Genomic DNA, 17,955 nt, shown 5'->3' with positions numbered 1-17,955 from the left:
GAATATTTAGATAAGATTGGTGTTATAGTTTGCGTGTAATCCTAGCCAGCTGAAAAAAGTCGAACATTTTATTCACAAAGAAGTTTTTTGTTGCTAAAAGTTCGGTTTAACATTAAAATTTTCTTAATATAAGTTTTAGAAAAATCTTTTATGAAGTAAGAAGGGAGATTTTATTATGTCTTCAATGATTGAATTCCGCAAGGTTCAAAAGTACTACGGAGATTTCCATGCCTTAAAGGACATCAACTTGGAAATCGATAAGGGTGAAACAGTTGTCTTAATTGGACCATCAGGTTCAGGAAAGAGTACTTTATCTAGAACTGTTAATGGTTTGGAAACGATCCAAGAGGGGCAATTGATCGTAAATGGTCGTGATATTGCAGACAAATCGACTGATATCAATCGTATTAGACGAGATGTCGGCATGGTTTTCCAACACTTTAATCTATATGCAAATAAAGACGTTTTGGAAAACATCATGTTAGCTCCAAGAATTGTCTTAAAAATGAATGAAGATGAGAATAAGAAACAAGCAATGGCCTTGTTAGATCGGGTCGGTCTGGCTGACAAAGCTCACAGTATGCCAGCACAGATCTCTGGTGGACAGCAACAACGTGTCGCTATCGCTAGATCTTTAGCTATGAAGCCTCGTTGCATGTTATTCGATGAACCAACTAGTGCGCTTGATCCAGAAATGATCGATGATGTTTTGGGAGTAATCAAGTATGTTACAAGCCAAAGCGATATGACTTCTTTGATCGTGACCCACGAAATGGGCTTTGCTCAAGAAGTTGCTAACCGGGTTATCTTCATGGCTGATGGACAAATCTTGGAAGATGATGACAAAGATACTTTCTTCAATCATCCAACTAATGAACGTGCACGTCAGTTCCTCAGCAAAATTATTAAACACTAGGGGGATAAGGATATGAAACGCTGGAAATATTTAGTATTAGTTATCACTTCTTTACTTCTAGCCGTTACATTATCAGCCTGTGGCTCCAAACCTCTGTCAGCACAAAATGTTTATGAAAATGATAAAAAATCAAAGACAGTGACATGGGGCGTCAAAGCCGATACAAAGTTGATAGGTTTGATTGATGTTAAAGACGGAAAAGAAAAAGGGTTTGAAATTGACTTGGCTAAAGCTATAACGAAGAAAATGTACGGCAAGAATGCTACAGCTAAGTTTGTTACCGTTACGTCACAGTCACGTATCCCCTTGCTAAAGAATGGTAATATCGATGCAATCATCGCTACAATGACCATAACGCCAGAACGTGAAAAAATTCTGGACTTCTCTAATTCATATTTTGACGCTGGTCAATCGATTTTGGTTAAAAATAACTCTTCAGTCAAGAAGGTTCAAGACCTAGATGGTAAGACCGTTATTGGTGTTGTCGGTTCTAACTCTGTTCAAAATGTGAAAAAATTCGCTCCAAAAGCGCAGGTTTTACAGTTGCCAGATTATGCTCAAGCCTTGACAGCTTTGAAATCAGGTCAAGGTGATGCTTTGACGACTGATAATGTCATCTTAGCTGGTATGGCAGTTAATAATCCAGGCTATAAATTGCAAGGTAAAGCCTTTACGACTGAACCATATGGTATCGGAATCAATAAAGGCCAAACTGAATTTAAGTCAGCTATCAATAAGGCTTTAAAAGAAGTTGAAGCTGATGGAACATACAATAAGTTAGTTATCAAATGGTTCGGTAATGTCCCAGGATTCAACTACAAGGAGGTGCTACGCAAATGATACATCTACTTACAGATAATTGGAGTGCGTTTATTAGTGGCTTCGGCTGGACCCTTTTATCAAGTGTCTTAGCACTATTCTTTAGTTTGATTATCGGTTCACTGTTCGCTATTTTGGAAGTTGTACCAAATAAGTTTTTAAGGGTAGTCGGGAGAGTCTACGTTGAAGTCTTCAGAAATATCCCCTTGTTGGTTATAACGATGTTCTTCTATTTAGTAATTCCGCTTTATGTCGTTAAGATCAATGGATTTACTGCCGGAACGATTGGACTGACGATTTATACATCAGCTTTTATCGCTGAAACAGTCCGTGCGGGAATCAATTCTGTTAACATCGGACAGATGGAAGCAGCACGTGGTCAAGGGATGACTTTCTGGCAAGCGATGCGTTATATCGTTTTACCACAGGCCTTCAAGTACGTAATCCCACCACTAGGTAACCAGTTCGTTAACTTAGTCAAAAATTCTTCAGTTCTAGCCTTTGTGGCTGGTTTTGATTTAATGTATCAAGGTAATGCCATTGCTTCAACGACCTTTGACACAGTCAATACCTACATCATTGTTGGTATTTTCTACTTGATCATTACTTTACCAATCAGTTATTACATGCAACATCTAGAAAGAAAATTAGCTTAGGAGGGGTATTATGCAAACTTGGATTGACGCTTACTCATGGATCAATATCAGATTCCTTCTCCAAGGCTTATGGATCACGATTTTGATCTCCGTTATATCGGTGGTTTTAAGTTTCATTTTTGGATCGATCTTAGGAATTATCCGTTATGCTAAGATTCCTTATTTCTCAAGAATTATCGGTCTGATCATTGATGTTATCCGAAATTTACCATTGCTGTTGATCATCTTCTTCGTTTACTTTGGATTGCCAGCATTTGGTTTCAAGCCGGATACGATTCCAGCCGCAATTTTGGCGATGACAGTCTTTGAATCGATGATGATTGCTGAAATTATCCGTTCAGGTATCTTGGCGGTTGATATCGGTCAGATGGAAGCTGCCCGTGCAATGGGGATGAAGATGTCGCAAGCTATGTGGCATATAATTCTTCCACAAGCTTATAAAAAAATGATTCCAGCCTTGGTTAGTCAATTTATTTCATTGATCAAGGATACATCTTTGGCCACAATCATTGTGGTTCCGGAATTAATGCAACATGGACAAGTCGTTTACGGACAAGATCCAAATTATATTATTCCAGTCTTCGTAGCGATGGCATTGATGTACTTTGTCGTTTGTTACGCATTGTCCATTTTGTCGAGAATTATCGATCGTCGGATGGCCTAAAATTAAAATAATGTTGACAGATCAAAATAAGCCTGTTATTGTTTAAGGCAATCGAATAAACACATATAAGTGTCTGAATCAATTAGTAATGTATCTGGGCGTAAGAAAGCCGGTGGTTGATGCGAACCGGTCAGGGTGCAGTTATGAAATACCAGACACGACTTGGTTTTCCAAGCGGAATAAGAGAGCCGTTATTCTCAAGAGTGGAGTAATAGTTTATTTAACTATTCTCAAGCTGGGTGGTACCACGGTAAATCGTCCCTGTTGCATATGTTTGCAGCAGGGACTTTTTTTATACAAGGGGTATTGAAAATGATGATTAATACATGCGGTGGTAATCCTCGATATTGATTTTTCAGTTGAATGTAAAAACAATTTTGGAGGAAAGATAATGAACAAGAGTAAAAAAGCGATTAGTTTTAGAGAAGCCGTTACAATTTTGGTTGTGATGTTAATAGTTTTAGGTTTTGGTGTTATCAAGTTTGGTTTATCACCACAGACACCGGTTTTAGTTGTCATTGGCCTATTGATTCTGTGGAGTAAAGTCCGTGGCAACAGTTGGGACGACATTTTTGATGGAATAACTGAAGGCGTAAAGAATGGTATCATTCCCATTTTCATTTTTATTTTAATTGGGGCTTTGATCGGTACATGGATTGCTGCCGGAATCATTCCTTCGATGATGGTTGCAGGTTTTCATCTGATCTCAGTACAATGGTTCGTACCTTCTGTCTTTCTTGTCTGTGCTTTGATAGGAACGTCAATTGGGAGTGCTTTTACTATCATTTCAACTATTGGGATTGCTTTGTTTGGAATGGGACAAACCCTCGGTATGAGTCCAGCTTTAGTTGCTGGAGCCATCATTTCCGGAGCTATCTTTGGTGATAAGACATCACCATTGTCCGACTCAACTAACTTAGCTTCAGCCATTGCTGAAGATGATTTATTTGATCATATTAAGAACCTGATGTGGACTACGATTCCTGCCTTTATCATTTCTTTGATTCTTTACGCAATTTTAGGCAATGCCGGTTCAAATGCTAGTTTGAGTAAAATTGATACGACATTAAATATTTTGAACAGCCACTTTGTCATTACTTGGTGGGCTCTTTTACCAATCGCACTATTGTTCTGTTGCGCCATATTAAAAGTGCCAGCCATCGCTACTTTGATTTTGAATATCACCGTTACAGTTGGAATGATTTTTGTAGAAAAGCCTAATACACCAATTAAAGATATCGCTGGTTTCATCGAGAATGGCTTTGTCTCAAAAACTGGTAATGCTAGTGTCGATGCTTTACTGACTAGAGGTGGGATCACCTCAATGATGGGTACTGTTTCCTTGATTTTCCTTACTTTGTCATTAGGTGGATTATTGATGAAATTCGATGTGATTCAGACCGCTATGACGCCACTAGCTAAGAAGTTGAAGACACCAGGATCAGTCGTTACAGCCACGATTTTATCCGGAATCGGTGTTAATATCTTCGTTGGTGAACAATACTTGTCAGTTATCTTACCAGGTAAAGCTTTCAAACAAACTTTCAACGAACGTGGTTTGGACAACTTAGCTCTAAGTCGGGTGCTTGAAGATGGAGGGACCGTAATTAACTACTTGATTCCTTGGGGTGTTGCCGGTGCCTTTGCTGCCAATACCTTAGGAGTTCCAACCTTAGCCTTCTTGCCATTTTGTTTCTTTAGTTTGTTATCACCAATCCTCTCAATCATCAGTGGATTTACCGGTATCGGATTGAAACGTTTAACTAAGACAGTTAAAACTGATAAGAAAGTTGCGACTGTCTAACAATTGATCAGTAAATAAGATATTCTAAGAGCAGAGATGCTCTTTTTTATTTACAAAAGTATGAGGTATTTGAGGGGGAAGTTGCGATGAGTCCATATGAACAAGTGAAGGCAGAATTAGATAAGTTAAAAATAAACTATGAAATTGTTGAACATCCGGCCGTCTACACTGCACAAAAAGCAGACGAGTATATTGAGGGTAAAGATTGTATTCGAACCAAATCACTCTTTTTGACCAATAATAAGAAAAAAGCCTTTTACTTAGTTTTTATGGCTGATGATAAACGTCTTGATATGAAACATTTTGGTGAGTTGATTGGCGAAAAACATCTAAAGTTTGCTTCAGAGCAATTATTGCTGGAAAAATTAGGTTTAAAGCCAGGTTTTGTTTCAATCTTCGGACTGCTGAATAACCGGGAAAAGGACGTTCAAGTTTATTTTGAAAAAGATATTGTTGGCCAGAAGCCATTGACCTTTCATCCGAATGATAATACTAAGACGTTGTTTCTTGGGATGGAGGACTTGGAAAGATTCTTGGTTGATTTGGGGTATGATTACAAGATAATTTAAGTGATATTTGTTATCAGCTACAGTAAGTTTCATGATTATAGAATAATGGTCTAGAAGTCATTTTGATTTCTAGACCATTATTTTTTAATCTATAAATTGTAATCTAGCTTTTATCCTTAGAAATGCAATTGGGGTAATAAGGTCTTAACCAGAGCGATCAAGTTTTGAATTTCGGTAGAATTAGCTAATTTTGGATTGATTAAATAAAATTGATTACAAAAATCACTTGTTAGCTGTTCATATGGTAATAACGTATCAGTAATGGAGCGTTTAGCCACAATAGCTTTTCCAATTCGTCTAGAGACCAATTTAATTATTAAGTTATTGTCGTTTACTTTGATAATTTTGGTTGGACGAATATGATGTTCGTTGAAGTATTTATCAGTATATTCACGTTGGGTAGAACCAGTTTTTCCAATTATCCATTCCGGGCTATCAATATCGCCTGCTAAGACTAATTCATCAGTGGCAAAAGATACTTGTTCAATGTCATGAGTCACAATAGGTTTTTCAATAATACCGAAGTCTATTTCTCGTTTAGTGATTTCTTCAAGAATCTTTTCAGAATCAGCTGTGATTAATTCGAAGTCAAAACGATCGAAATATTTCTTTAAACTATCCATTAATGGCGGAATAACATGATTAGCGGTGGTTTGAGAGGCTCCAATAACGCATTTGATACGGTTACTACGATGTTTTTTTACTAAGTGATTTAGGGAATTTTCCCAATTGTTCAGTACTATTTGTGAATCACGATAAAATCGGTTTGCATTTTCAGTAGGTACTAGTCCCTTATTACCATTACGTTTGAATAATTGAACACCTAGCTCTTCCTCTAGTTTTTTTATTTGAATCGAAACACTTGGTTGAGTGACGTATAATTCCTTAGCTGCACGTGTGATGCTTCGCGTTTCATATACTTTTTGAAAGGCAACAATGTCTCTAAACATAAGTTTTTACCTCGATATAAATATTATTTATGTAGCGATATATAAATATAATAACGGCTTAATATTGTGATTAAATTATAATATAAAAATATCGGTACGAGTGTGGTAAGACTGATAGATGGTAACTAATGAATAAAGTAAAAGATTTTTTTCACAAGGATGTATTGGAATATCAACCGTGAATACGATTACATATTAATATAATTTATGATAAATTAACACCATAAACACGCGTGTACTAAGAATGGAAGGTGCTGAGGCTGATGATTGGAAAAAATATGAAGAAATATGGCTTAAATGCTAAACAACCAATTATTGGATTGATGGTCTTTGTTTTAGTAATTATTTGGGCAATATTTTTAAACTCAGAGGCAAGTAAATTGCCAATGGCTCTGTTTGCGGGTTTGATGTTAGGTTATGTTTTGACAAGATCTAGATTTGGGTTTGCAGGTGGAATTAAAAGGGTATTTTATCGTGGAGAAGCTAGTTTAACCAATGCACTCCTTGTTATGTTTGCAATTACAGCAGTTGTTAATATTGGAATTCAATGGGCTGCTGCCAGTAAAGGTGCTCTACCCGCATGGCAAGTTACAAGTGAAACGCAGTCCATTATTCCAGGAACTCAAAATGTTAGAATGGGAAATATTTCAACGGCATTGGGAGGCTTCCTATTTGGAATTGGAATGATGCTAGCTGGTGGATGTGCTAGTGGAACCCTATCAGATTTTGGTGAAGGTGAAGGACATTCTTGGATAGCATTGCCATTTTTTGTTTTAGCTGCTGCGCCAGGACAAAAATTAGGATATGATTTGGACCAGTCTGCTATTGGACAAATAGGTATCAAAGCGTGGATGCCACAGTATATCGGTTATGGTGGTTCAATAGCCGTGACCTTATTAATATTCCTTGGACTATATTATTTGACCAAGAAATATGAAAATCATAAAAAGGAAATGGGAATGTATTCAGATCCAAAGTCTGACTATTTAGACTTTGAAAAGCCTATAAACGATAATGCAAAGGTTATTAAATTTTTCTCATGGGAAACATATCATAAATTCTTTGTTGAAAGATGGAGTTTTATAACTGGAGCCATAGGTATCTCAATTGCTGCAATTTTTATTTTAATAACAACTGGTAAAGCATGGGGAGTTACCACACCATTTGTCTCACTAGATCAAAAATTTTTAGGACTATTCGGAGTAACATTTACTTCACCTGCTTTTGATGAAACGGCGGAAGCAATGAAGGGCAGCTTATTAGTAGATGGTGGAACGATTAGAAATATTGGATTAGTCTTAGGAGCATTTTTAGCATTTTTGATGGCTGGTAGATTCTCTATGAAGTTTAATTTTACAAAAAAAGATATTTTTATTTATGCTACAGGGGGATTACTAATGGGTTTAGGTAGTCGTTGTGCACGTGGATGTAATATTGGTGCTCTTTACTCATCCATTTGTAATTTCTCAGTTCATGGATACGTGTTCATGTTTTTCCTAATATTAGGAGGCATGGTTGGTATTAAGTTGTTTGAAGGTAAAGTTGATTTGTTACCAAAATATTTAGTTTCAGATGGTGTTGAATAATTATATTAAAAGGAGTGGCTTTATAATGGATAACAAAAAAATTGTTGTAGTAGGTGGAGTTGCAGGAGGTGCATCAGCAGCAGCTCGTGCACGTAGATTAGATGAATTTGCAGAGATTACAATGTTCGAAAAAGGACCAGATGTATCGTTCTCTAATTGTTCATTGCCATATCACTTAAGTGGATTGGTTCCAGACGCCGACAGCATAGTCATGATGACTCCAAAACAGTTTAAGGATCAATATGCTATTGATGCTGAGGTTAACTCTGAGGTTATTAATGTTGATCCTGAGAAAAAAGATGTTGAGGTCAAAAATACACAGACAGGTGAAATAAAACATGTTACCTATGATGAATTAATTTTGTCACCAGGCGCTAATCCAATCATGCCAAGCAGTATCAAAGGAATTGATCATGATAATGTCTTCTCGGTCAGAAATGTTGTTGATATAAAAAAGATCAAAACTTACTTGGATGTCAATAAAGTGACTGATGTTGCGATTATTGGCGGTGGATTTATTGGTTTGGAAGTATGTGAAAACTTAGCTCAAACGGGGACAAAAGTTTCCCTAATTGAAGCAGCTAGTCATGTTATGGGAACAATCGATGATGACTTTGCTCAATTAGTTCATAAAGAACTTTATGATCATGGTGTTAACGTTATTTTAGATGATGGTTTAGCCGAAATTAATGATGATAGTATCAAATTAGGTTCAGGCCGTGTCATCAAGTCTCAAGCAGTTATAGTAGCTATTGGTGTAAAACCAGATACAACTTTGGCAAGTAAGATCGGCTGTAAGTTAGGGTTAACAGGTGGCATTGCTGTTGATCAACACTATCAAACATCAATCCCTAACATTTATGCAGTTGGTGATGCAATTGAAGTTAGTCACATGTTAACACGTAAAAAGACTCGTTTAGCATTGGCTTTCCCAGCTCAAATGGAAGCAAGAGACGCGATTGACCATATTTATGGTAGAACTGTGGAAACAAGAGGCTTTATTGGCTCACAAGCCATTCATATTTTTGATATCAATGTTGCTTCAACCGGATTAACGGAAAGTGAATGTCAAAAAGATGGTATCGACTATCGTACTGCGGTAGTTATTCCTAAGAGTAGAGTTGGTTTAATGCCTGATGCAACGCCGTTATACTTGAAACTTATTTTTGGCTATCCAAGTGGCGAAGTTCTTGGGGCTCAAGCCATTGGCAAATCAGATGTTGATAAACAAATTGATATTATTGCAACAATGATTTCTATGCATGGACATATTTCAGATTTAACACATCTAGAAGTTTGTTACTCACCTTGGTTCAGTACCGCTAAGAATGCCGTTAATATGGCCGCTTTAGTTGCTGAAAATGTTTTGAACGGAGAATTCAAACAAGTACAAGTTAGCGATATTCGTAAATTAGTAGAAAATGGAGCCTTTATCCTTGATGCACGTGAACCGAAGGAATATGAAGAAGGACATATTATTGGTGCTGTAAATATTCCATTAAGTCAATTCCGTCAAAGATTAGATGAAATTCCAACAGATTGTCCAGTTTATGCTCATTGTTTAGTAGGACAACGTAGTTATAATCTGGTTCGAGCTTTGAATAACCGCGGTTATAAAAATGTTATCAATATTGCAGGATCATATTTGGACCTTTGTGAATATGAATATTTCAAAGATCAAACTACAGATCGTAAACCAATTGTGACAAACTATCGTTTTGATTTATTGTAATTAAGTAGGGGGTGATGAAATGAAGAAAAAATCATTACTAATAACGACTTGTGTTTGGGTCGTCTTATTAGCAATCTGGTTCTTGGTCACCAACTTAAAATTGGTCTCACCAATCCTCTTTCCATCACCACAAGATGTTTGGTTCACGTTTACTAGTATTTTGGTACACGGCTATAACAATATTTCCTTCTGGCAACATTTAGGTATCACCTTGTTTCGACTTTTCTCAGCTTTGATCTTGGCAATCATCACAGCAGTTCCATTAGGACTAGCTTCAGGGATGTCAGAATGGGTCCATGCAATCGTTGATTCTCTGATCCAGTTTTATCGTCCAATCCCACCTTTGGCCTACTATACGATTTTGATTTTATGGTTAGGTATCGGCGAGGGTTCAAAAATAATCTTGCTGTATTTAGCAGCTTTTGCACCGATATATATCGCTTGCGTTGAAGGTGTTCATCACTTAAATCAAGACTATGTTTTGAGCGCTAAGTCACTAGGAGCAGACAAGTGGTCGATCTTCAAATGGGTCATTTTCCCAGGTTCATTACCGGATATTTTTACCGGCATCAGAACAGCTATGGGTGTATCATTTTCAACTTTAGTTGCTGCGGAAATGGTTGCTTCAACATCTGGTATCGGCTGGATGGTGATCGATGCTTCGAAATATTTGAAGAGTAGCGTTATGTTCATGGGTATCTTTATTCTTGGTGGATTAGGTTTATTGCTAGATTGGCTACTACAGTTGCTGGAAAGAAAATGGATCTTCTGGAAGGGTAAAGACTGATGAAACGGTTAGTTAAATTTGTTCTTGTAGGAATGATTTTGTTACTGACTGTCAATCTGAGTAGTTGCTCTACCAAGAATAAAACGAAACCCAATGAAGTCAGAATTGGCATTCTCAATACACCTAATGATGTGGCTGTGGCTAGAAATAAGGGCTATTTTCAAAAAGCCTTTCCGAATAAAAAAGTCAGTTTCATCACCTTCGATTCAGGAGTCGATGCTAACAAAGCATTGATGTCTGGCGGCGTTGATTTCGCTACAATGGGTGATACTAACGGCATCGTAGCACTGACTGCTGGGATTCCTGTGAAGTTACTGTGGATCAATGAAATGTGTGGCAGTAACGAGTCTTTGATCGTCAAAAAGAACTCTGGAATCAAGTCGGTTGCTGATTTAAAGGGTAAAAAGATTGCGACGCCGTTTGCCTCGACTTCGCATTACAGTTTGATGATCACTTTAAAAAGAGCTGGTTTAGAACATAAAGTGAAGCTATTAGATATGGATACGCAAAATATTGTTGCAGCTTGGAAGCGTGGCAATATCGATGCTGCATATACGTGGCAACCGACTTTATCACAATTACAAGCTGACGGACGCGTGTTAGTGGACAGTTCTGATTTATCAAAAGCTGGTTATTCAACGGCTAATATTACTTTAGTCAGCAAGGCTTTCTTGAAGCAGCACCCAGCTGATGTTAAAAAGTTTGTTGGCGTTTTATCAAAAGCACACCAATTACGAAAAAACGATTACGAAACAACCGTCAAGTCGGCGGCTAAACAAACTGGTATCAGTAACGGGGATGCTGATAAACAGATGTGTGGTACCACTTGGCCATCACTCAATGAAGAATATTCAGCTAAGTATTTAGGTCAAAAAAATCAGTTAGGACAATTTGTCGTCGAAATGCAACGGGCTGGAAAATTCATGTCTGGACAACAAACTATCAGCTATGCGCCGACATTGACACAGTTCAGAAAATTCGTTTATCAGGAGGGGGAATAAGATGGAATTAGTTAAAGCATTAGATCTATCGATCAAGTACCCTCACTCTGATGAACCAGTGATCGAGAAAACTAATTTTACGATTGCTCAAAATGAGATCTTCGTTTTAGTTGGACCATCTGGCTGTGGCAAAAGCACTATCTTGCAAGCTTTAGCTGGTTTTATCAAAGCCCAGGGAACTTTAACGATGAACGGAGAACCAATCACTAGCCCTGACTGGCAACGAGGTGTCGTTTTTCAAAACTCTTCGTTATATCCTTGGTTTACAGTTAAGGACAATGTCGGTTTTGGCTTGAAAGCTAGAAAATTTTCTCAGACGGAAATCAATCAACGAGTAGCTTACTTGTTGGATCTGATTGGACTGAGTGATCAAAGCAATACCAAAACTTTTGAATTGTCTGGGGGGATGAGGCAGCGAGTTGCTATTGCCAGAGTTCTAGCTAATAAATCACCATTGTTGTTGATGGATGAACCATTTGGTGCTTTGGATGCCTTTACTAGAGCGAAGATGCAACAATTGATCTTGGATATTTGGCAAAAAGAAAATACGAGTATTTTCATGATCACCCACGACTTAAATGAAGCGATTCGTTGTGGCAATCGGATTGCTATTATGAATGCTCATGATAAAAAAATCGTTCAGATCAAAGATAATCCATTTCAAAATACTGATCTGTCACAATTAGATGATTTTGAATTGGAAAGAAAGATAGATGTTTATCGTAAAAGCATTTTAGAAATTATTAATCAATAAAAAATTTCCTATCAAGACAAAATTTAATCGTCCTTGATAGGAATTTTTTTGTTATAGAACAGATACAATTAATTACATGAAACATATAAAATAATCGCGGTACAACAACTTTCTGTCACGTGCGATAATGGCACAAAGGAGGCTTGCAATGAAAAAAACACTAATGATCGTTGTAGCTTTATTAGTATTTACCTTACCGCTATCCGCTTACAGTGTTAATTCTTTAAAAAGTATTGATAAGAAATCTTTACGGTCCGAAATGGTCGCTCAGTCAGCAACGGTTATTCAAAAAAATCAACGTCAGTGGCACAAAGAAATTTTCGATTCGAAAGTTAAGGTCGTGCATAGCGCCGGATTCACGGATGAATTTAATACAACTAGTTTGACCTTAGATCAGCTACAGAACCATAATCAGTCAGTCATCAAAGGTACCGTCTATAACTTACAAAAAATGAATAGTCCCAAGAATATGGCTTATACGAAAGCTAAGATTCATGTCGACAAAGTCATCAGTGGCGATAAAACCATGCAAGGTAAGAATATTTATTTAGTCTTTGACGGTGGCTTAGTATCGTTTAATCATTGGTACACTAAGGAACAATCTAAGAATGCGGAACGGGAATTGTTTGTTAAAAATGATGAATTTCCGTTACCTGCGATCGGTTCAAAAATTATTACTGGCCTTATTCCCAATCATTTAGATGAACCATCAGATCATAACGCCGTTTTGAAGCAGAGCGGCTTTACGATTCACAATTCATATACGATTAGCAATCCGAAATACAACTTATGGATCAAAAATACTTCCGCAAAAGAGTTTCAATTGAATAATCCTAAGTTGAAAGAGAAGACTAACAATCCGTTGATCCGAAAATTGCAGAGTTTAACTAAGCAGCTCAATCAGAAATACAATAAATAGCGGTTTTCCATACCTAAAAGGTATACTTGCTAATGAATAATAGGTATTATACATTTCAATAAATTGGCGCCATACTAAAGATGTTCTCTTGTGAGAATGTCTATTTTTTTACGAAAGGTGACGTTAGAATGGATTATCAAAAATTAGGTAATACGGGTTTAGATGTTTCTCGAATTTGTCTAGGGACGATGGAATTTGGTCGACCAGAGTCAGGGATGTTTCCTTGGGCAGTTGATTATGATCAGAGTGAAAAAGTAATTAAAGAAGCGTTGAATTTAGGTATTAATTTTTTTGATACAGCTAATATATATTCACATGGCGACAGTGAAGAATATGTCGGTAAAGCTTTGAAGAAAAACGCCAACCGTGATGAAGTCGTCGTGGCTACCAAAGTGTTCTTCAGTCCTTCCGATAAGCCTAATCAAGCTGGACTATCTCGCAAAGCAATTATGTCGCAAATTGATCAAAGTCTAGAACGTCTGGATATGGATTACGTTGATCTATACATCATTCATCGTTGGGATTACAATACACCAATCGAAGAAACAATGGAGGCTTTGCATGATGTGGTTAAAGCTGGCAAGGCTAGATATATCGGAGCTTCAGCTATGTATTCATGGCAATTTGAAAAAGCCCAAGCCATTGCTAAAGCACACAACTGGACCCCATTTGTTTCGATGCAGAATCATTTGAATTTGTTGTATCGGGAAGAAGAGCGTGAGATGATGCCATTGTGTGAAGATCAAAATATCGCTGTCACGCCATACAGTCCATTGGCTTCAGGCCATTTAACTCGTACAACATGGAATGCAGCTACCAAACGTTCGCAAACTGATAAAGTAGCTGTCAGCAAGTACGATCAAGCTGAGATTAATGATATGGAAATTGTTAAGCGAGTTCATGAAGTTGCTGATAAATATCAAGCAACAATGGCGCAAGTAGCACTAGCATGGCTGTTGCAAAAGAAACAAGTTGTTGCTCCAATCATTGGCGCTACGAAACCAGATCACTTGGCAAGCTCAGTTGATGCCTTGGAATTGAAGCTGACTTCAGAAGATGTAGCTTACCTCGAAGAACCATATCAACCTCATGCAGTCGTTGGCGCTTTTTCCAAACAAAATCACGATTATACACGTTAAGGAGAAGTTTATGAAAATTGACAGTTTTGCCCATGTTTTGCCGATTGGTTTACTTAAACAGCTGCAACATGCTGTACCTGATATTATCGAACAAAATCCTTTTTTGAAGATTCCGGCTTTAACTGATATGACGATTAGAAAAGAGTCTTTCCCTACAGATGTAAAACAAATCATTTCTAACGTCAATCTGAATCCAGAAGATTACTTAGATGGTGCAAGTTCTAGCAAGTTATGTATTGCTGTGAATGAAGAACTACTTCAGTTAGTTCATGATAATTCTGATATTTTTACGAAGGCTGTCGCAATGGTACCAATGAATAATATCCCTAAAGCTGTACAAATAATTGAACAACAAGTAAAAGGTCAGTTTGTAGGAATCCAACTCTTTACAAGGGCTTTAGGTAAGTCGATTGCTGATCCGGAGTTTGAAGCGGTCTTTGAAACGATGGCAAAAAAAGATTTGCCGATTTTTTTACATCCAGTTTTTGATGATAGGAAACCAGATAACAATATTACTTTTAGTTGGGAATATGAATTGACACAAGCAATGTACCAAATTGTTCAAGCGGGTTATTTTGAAAAATACCCTAACTTAAAAATCATCGTTCATCATGCTGGAGCGATGGTGCCATTTTTTGCTGGTCGGATCAAATATACGATGTCAGAACAACAATATGAAGATTTTCAAAAGTTTTATGTCGACACGGCTATTTTGGGCAATCCTAAGGCATTAGAGCTAGCAGTCGATTTCTTTGGTGCTGATCATGTGTTATTTGGAACGGATGCACCTTTTGCCGTGATGCCAAATGGTGATACATCAGAAATTATTCAGGCAATTGCACAGATGAATGTTTCAAAAGCGATTAAAGAAGATATTTATAATAATAATATTTTGAAATTGATTTAAGAGAGGGATACTAATGCCAAAAACACTTTATCTCATGCGCCACGGTCAAACTTTATTCAATCGACAACATAAGATTCAAGGTGCTTGTGATTCACCACTGACAACTCAAGGGATTGCTGATGCCAAATCAGTTGGACAGTATTTTCAAACAAAAGGAATTGCCTTCGATCATGCTTACACTTCAACTCAGGAACGAGCTGAGGATACTTTGAAATTAGTTACTTCACAACCATATCAGCGGTTAAAAGGTTTAAAAGAATGGAATTTTGGTGAGTTTGAAGGTGAGAGTGAGCGTCTAAATCCGCCATTTGATCCTAAAGTCGGTTCGATGGGGGATGCTTTCGTACCTTATGGTGGTGAGGGGGCAGATCAAGTTCAAGCTAGAATGGTCAAGACATTGACGAACGTAATGCAACAAGAAGACAACCAGCAAGTTTTAGCGGTCGGTCATGGCGGTGCCATCTATTTGTTTTTGAAGCAGTGGCTATCTTTGGATGAAATCGTTAAACATACTGATCTGCACAATTGTACGGTTCTGAAATTTAGTTTTGACGGTCATGATTTTACTTATGAAACGACGATCAATGTTGTCTAGACGAAATATGATAAACGAAAAAGACCCTGATTCCATGGAATCAAGGGCTTTTCTAGGCAATTTTCTAGTTATTCATTAATTCAGATAGCAATTCTTTAGCTGACTCGTGCAAACTGTCTTTTGACTTGTCATAGCCAAGGTGAGTATAGGTCTCGCCGACATAAACGTTATCTTGATAAAGTTTATTGAAGACTTTGTCGATAATTGGACGAGTTTTTGCTTCTTCTTGAACTGGTCCGAATGGGTTAGCGAAGAAAGTCGTACTCATACCGACTTCATCAGTTGTACCCAAGGCCTTACGTTTACCAGCAATGAAGGTAGCCTTAGCTTTTTCTTCATTAGGGAACTGGTGCAAGCCAATTTCAGCATCGTAGTTATTAGCATAAACCCACATGTCGATTGAATGGTGTTCAACAACGTGCTTGTATGTATTAGCAGGTAGAATAACTCGAGCGTTCTTTAATTCAGGGTTCAAGTAAATTCCCCGATCCATGTTATTAAAGGCTACAGAGCTGCTCAAATCATCCAATCGAACGAAAGCTCCAGTTTCGGTTCCTTGAGCATAGACATTACCGTCATCGTCGAAAGCAAAACTACCCATATCATCAAAGATAGTTTCGATGTTGATGATCTTGTCATCTGCGACTTCTTGTAAGGCTTCGATTGATTCAGATTTTCCAGCACCAGAGTCTCCAAAGAAGACAACGGACTTAGTTTTACCATTCGAGAAGCTGATTCGAACCATTGAGCCGTGGATAGGTAGATTATTTTCATAAATCATATGTAAATTGTGAACTGTCAGACACATTTTCTTCATATAACCAAAGTAGGTTGTCTTGTCGTTATATGGAACTTCCCCGATCCAGATGTCATTTTCCTCGTCGTGATAGTAATGGCTGACATTTCCTTCGGTTTCTTTAAGACCAAAGAGGATGATCTCGTCAGGTTTCTTACCGGCAACGCTAGCTTCATCTGCGACTTCGAACAAATTGGCTAGAGCAATACCACTGACAAAGTAGTCACGATGGAAGTAAATGAAAGCTAAACTTTCACCAATCTTAGCTGGGAAGCAGTACCAGTCATTTTGGGAACCGTCGAATTTTTCAATGGGATTGTCATTGACAGCACTGAAAACACCCTCACGCTTGTTACTCTTAGTGTGCATCATCATTGGGGGACGCATCATAATCGTATCTAAGAAACGGATACTTTGTAGTGATTGGTATTTGGCAGGCATGTCCCATTTAATTGATTGTGTTAGGACGCAGGCGTTAGTACCAGCGTTGATTTGGCGATATGCACGATTTGAAAAACCTTGTAGTTTTTCTTCAATAGCTCGATATAAACGAATAACGACCTCGTTGAAACGATTATCGATATTCATAAAATTGCCCTTAACGATAGCACTGCTATGTTTATTGATCAGAGAAACTCTAAAGTATGAACGGTAATATGAATAGAAATCTTCAATACTAGTTAAGATCTGTTCATTACCATATTTTTCATATGCGGGTTTATCGTCAATTAAAATAGCTTTCAAAATATTAATGTAAGTATCGGCAGCTAAGCCTTCAACTTTGTTAGTTACAGCAAGTTGACTTTCCTCAAGATAGAGGGCAACTAAATTATGGAAACCTTGGCTATTGATCAACTGAAAGACATCAGAAATATACTCCTCGTTGTAATTAATTACAGCAACTGATCGATTAGGATTGATGTAGAATGCTTTTGATTCGATAGCGTCGATTGAGTCAGACATATGTTAAAGTTCTCCTTTCAAATATAAGCTTAATAATCAGTTTATAGCATTTCTCAGCAAACTGATAGCTAAAATTAGAACTAATTTAATATTAGAAATATTTAAAAAAGCCAATTAGCGGCAACCACAATCAATTTGAATTTCGATTTGAAATATTTCAAATAAAAAAATTATTTGATTAAATTGATTGTAATCCTGGAGGAGAGCAAGGGTTACTTTCTGAAAAAATCAAAAATCATTTTCAGAGTGACAGATAACAATACTTATTTGCACAAAATCTATGCCAAAAGTTTTTTGATTTTTTTAAGTGATTCATTATTGTAAATATAATCGCCTAAATTGAGGCATTTGTGATCAAAAAATATATTCGTTTTTATTGAATTATGATGATTTAATAC

The 17,955-nt window shown here is 37.2% G+C and carries 17 protein-coding genes; 15 read left to right on the top strand and 2 right to left on the bottom strand.

Going from position 1 to position 17,955, the window contains the following annotated elements:
- Nucleotides 1-184: 184 nt before the first annotated feature.
- The 6 genes from ACG72T_RS06610 to ACG72T_RS06585 all read left to right on the top strand — a co-directional run bounded on the left by ACG72T_RS06610 (nucleotide 185) and on the right by ACG72T_RS06585 (nucleotide 5,428).
- A complete protein-coding gene (locus ACG72T_RS06610) occupies nucleotides 185-916 on the top strand; it encodes an amino acid ABC transporter ATP-binding protein (RefSeq protein ID WP_395265432.1) in 732 nt (243 codons plus the stop codon).
- Nucleotides 917-928: 12 nt separating this feature from the next.
- Nucleotides 929-1,756 carry a glutamate ABC transporter substrate-binding protein gene (locus ACG72T_RS06605; protein ID WP_395265384.1) on the top strand — a complete coding sequence of 276 codons (828 nt, stop codon included), beginning with the start codon at nucleotides 929-931 and terminating at the stop codon, nucleotides 1,754-1,756.
- Entirely contained in the window at nucleotides 1,753-2,391 is a 639-nt protein-coding gene (locus tag ACG72T_RS06600; protein WP_395265383.1) for an amino acid ABC transporter permease, read from the top strand. The genes ACG72T_RS06605 and ACG72T_RS06600 overlap by 4 nt, the downstream gene beginning before the upstream one ends.
- A 10-nt stretch (nucleotides 2,392-2,401) precedes the next feature.
- Complete coding sequence (locus ACG72T_RS06595; RefSeq protein WP_395265382.1) at nucleotides 2,402-3,055, top strand: amino acid ABC transporter permease; 654 nt, start codon at nucleotides 2,402-2,404, stop codon at nucleotides 3,053-3,055.
- 391 nt (nucleotides 3,056-3,446) lie between these two features.
- The gene (gene nhaC / locus ACG72T_RS06590) at nucleotides 3,447-4,859 is read left to right on the top strand and encodes a Na+/H+ antiporter NhaC (protein WP_395265381.1); all 1,413 of its coding nucleotides are present in this window, start codon (nucleotides 3,447-3,449) and stop codon (nucleotides 4,857-4,859) included.
- 86 nt (nucleotides 4,860-4,945) lie between these two features.
- Nucleotides 4,946-5,428 carry a prolyl-tRNA synthetase associated domain-containing protein gene (locus tag ACG72T_RS06585; RefSeq protein ID WP_395265380.1) on the top strand — a complete coding sequence of 161 codons (483 nt, stop codon included), beginning with the start codon at nucleotides 4,946-4,948 and terminating at the stop codon, nucleotides 5,426-5,428.
- Nucleotides 5,429-5,544: 116 nt separating this feature from the next.
- On the opposite strand, the gene ACG72T_RS06580 is transcribed toward ACG72T_RS06585, so the two are convergent.
- Complete coding sequence (locus ACG72T_RS06580; RefSeq protein WP_395265379.1) at nucleotides 5,545-6,378, bottom strand: LysR family transcriptional regulator; 834 nt, start codon at nucleotides 6,376-6,378, stop codon at nucleotides 5,545-5,547.
- A gap of 278 nt (nucleotides 6,379-6,656) precedes the next feature.
- On the opposite strand from ACG72T_RS06580, the gene ACG72T_RS06575 reads away from it, so the two are divergent.
- The 9 genes from ACG72T_RS06575 to ACG72T_RS06535 all read left to right on the top strand — a co-directional run bounded on the left by ACG72T_RS06575 (nucleotide 6,657) and on the right by ACG72T_RS06535 (nucleotide 15,798).
- On the top strand, nucleotides 6,657-7,964 hold the full coding sequence (locus ACG72T_RS06575; protein WP_395265378.1) for a YeeE/YedE family protein: 1,308 nt from the start codon (nucleotides 6,657-6,659) through the stop codon (nucleotides 7,962-7,964).
- Nucleotides 7,965-7,989: 25 nt separating this feature from the next.
- A complete protein-coding gene (locus ACG72T_RS06570; RefSeq protein WP_395265377.1) occupies nucleotides 7,990-9,696 on the top strand; it encodes an FAD-dependent oxidoreductase in 1,707 nt (568 codons plus the stop codon).
- Nucleotides 9,697-9,715: 19 nt separating this feature from the next.
- On the top strand, nucleotides 9,716-10,483 hold the full coding sequence (locus ACG72T_RS06565; protein ID WP_395265376.1) for an ABC transporter permease: 768 nt from the start codon (nucleotides 9,716-9,718) through the stop codon (nucleotides 10,481-10,483).
- Nucleotides 10,483-11,484 (top strand): aliphatic sulfonate ABC transporter substrate-binding protein, encoded by a 1,002-nt coding sequence (locus ACG72T_RS06560; protein ID WP_395265375.1) that lies wholly within the window; start codon nucleotides 10,483-10,485, stop codon nucleotides 11,482-11,484. The genes ACG72T_RS06565 and ACG72T_RS06560 overlap by 1 nt, the downstream gene beginning before the upstream one ends.
- Before the next feature lies 1 nt (nucleotide 11,485).
- Entirely contained in the window at nucleotides 11,486-12,238 is a 753-nt protein-coding gene (locus ACG72T_RS06555) for an ABC transporter ATP-binding protein (RefSeq protein ID WP_395265373.1), read from the top strand.
- 148 nt (nucleotides 12,239-12,386) lie between these two features.
- On the top strand, nucleotides 12,387-13,157 hold the full coding sequence (locus tag ACG72T_RS06550) for a hypothetical protein (protein WP_395265372.1): 771 nt from the start codon (nucleotides 12,387-12,389) through the stop codon (nucleotides 13,155-13,157).
- Between the two features lie 128 nt (nucleotides 13,158-13,285).
- On the top strand, nucleotides 13,286-14,296 hold the full coding sequence (locus ACG72T_RS06545; RefSeq protein WP_395265371.1) for an aldo/keto reductase: 1,011 nt from the start codon (nucleotides 13,286-13,288) through the stop codon (nucleotides 14,294-14,296).
- Between the two features lie 10 nt (nucleotides 14,297-14,306).
- Nucleotides 14,307-15,203 (top strand): amidohydrolase family protein, encoded by an 897-nt coding sequence (locus tag ACG72T_RS06540; protein ID WP_395265370.1) that lies wholly within the window; start codon nucleotides 14,307-14,309, stop codon nucleotides 15,201-15,203.
- Between the two features lie 13 nt (nucleotides 15,204-15,216).
- Nucleotides 15,217-15,798, top strand: coding sequence for a histidine phosphatase family protein (locus ACG72T_RS06535; protein ID WP_395265368.1), 582 nt, complete (start codon nucleotides 15,217-15,219; stop codon nucleotides 15,796-15,798).
- Between the two features lie 64 nt (nucleotides 15,799-15,862).
- Here ACG72T_RS06535 and ACG72T_RS06530 read toward each other — a convergent pair whose 3' ends face one another.
- Nucleotides 15,863-17,557, bottom strand: coding sequence for a phosphoenolpyruvate carboxykinase (locus ACG72T_RS06530; RefSeq protein ID WP_395265367.1), 1,695 nt, complete (start codon nucleotides 17,555-17,557; stop codon nucleotides 15,863-15,865).
- Nucleotides 17,558-17,955 lie beyond the last annotated feature (398 nt).

It is taken from the genome of Companilactobacillus sp. FL22-1 (assembly GCF_043951805.1).
In the GTDB taxonomy this organism is placed as follows: domain Bacteria; phylum Bacillota; class Bacilli; order Lactobacillales; family Lactobacillaceae; genus Companilactobacillus.
Note: the sequence above shows the minus strand (reverse complement) of the source record. Positions and strands in the feature narration are given on the sequence as shown.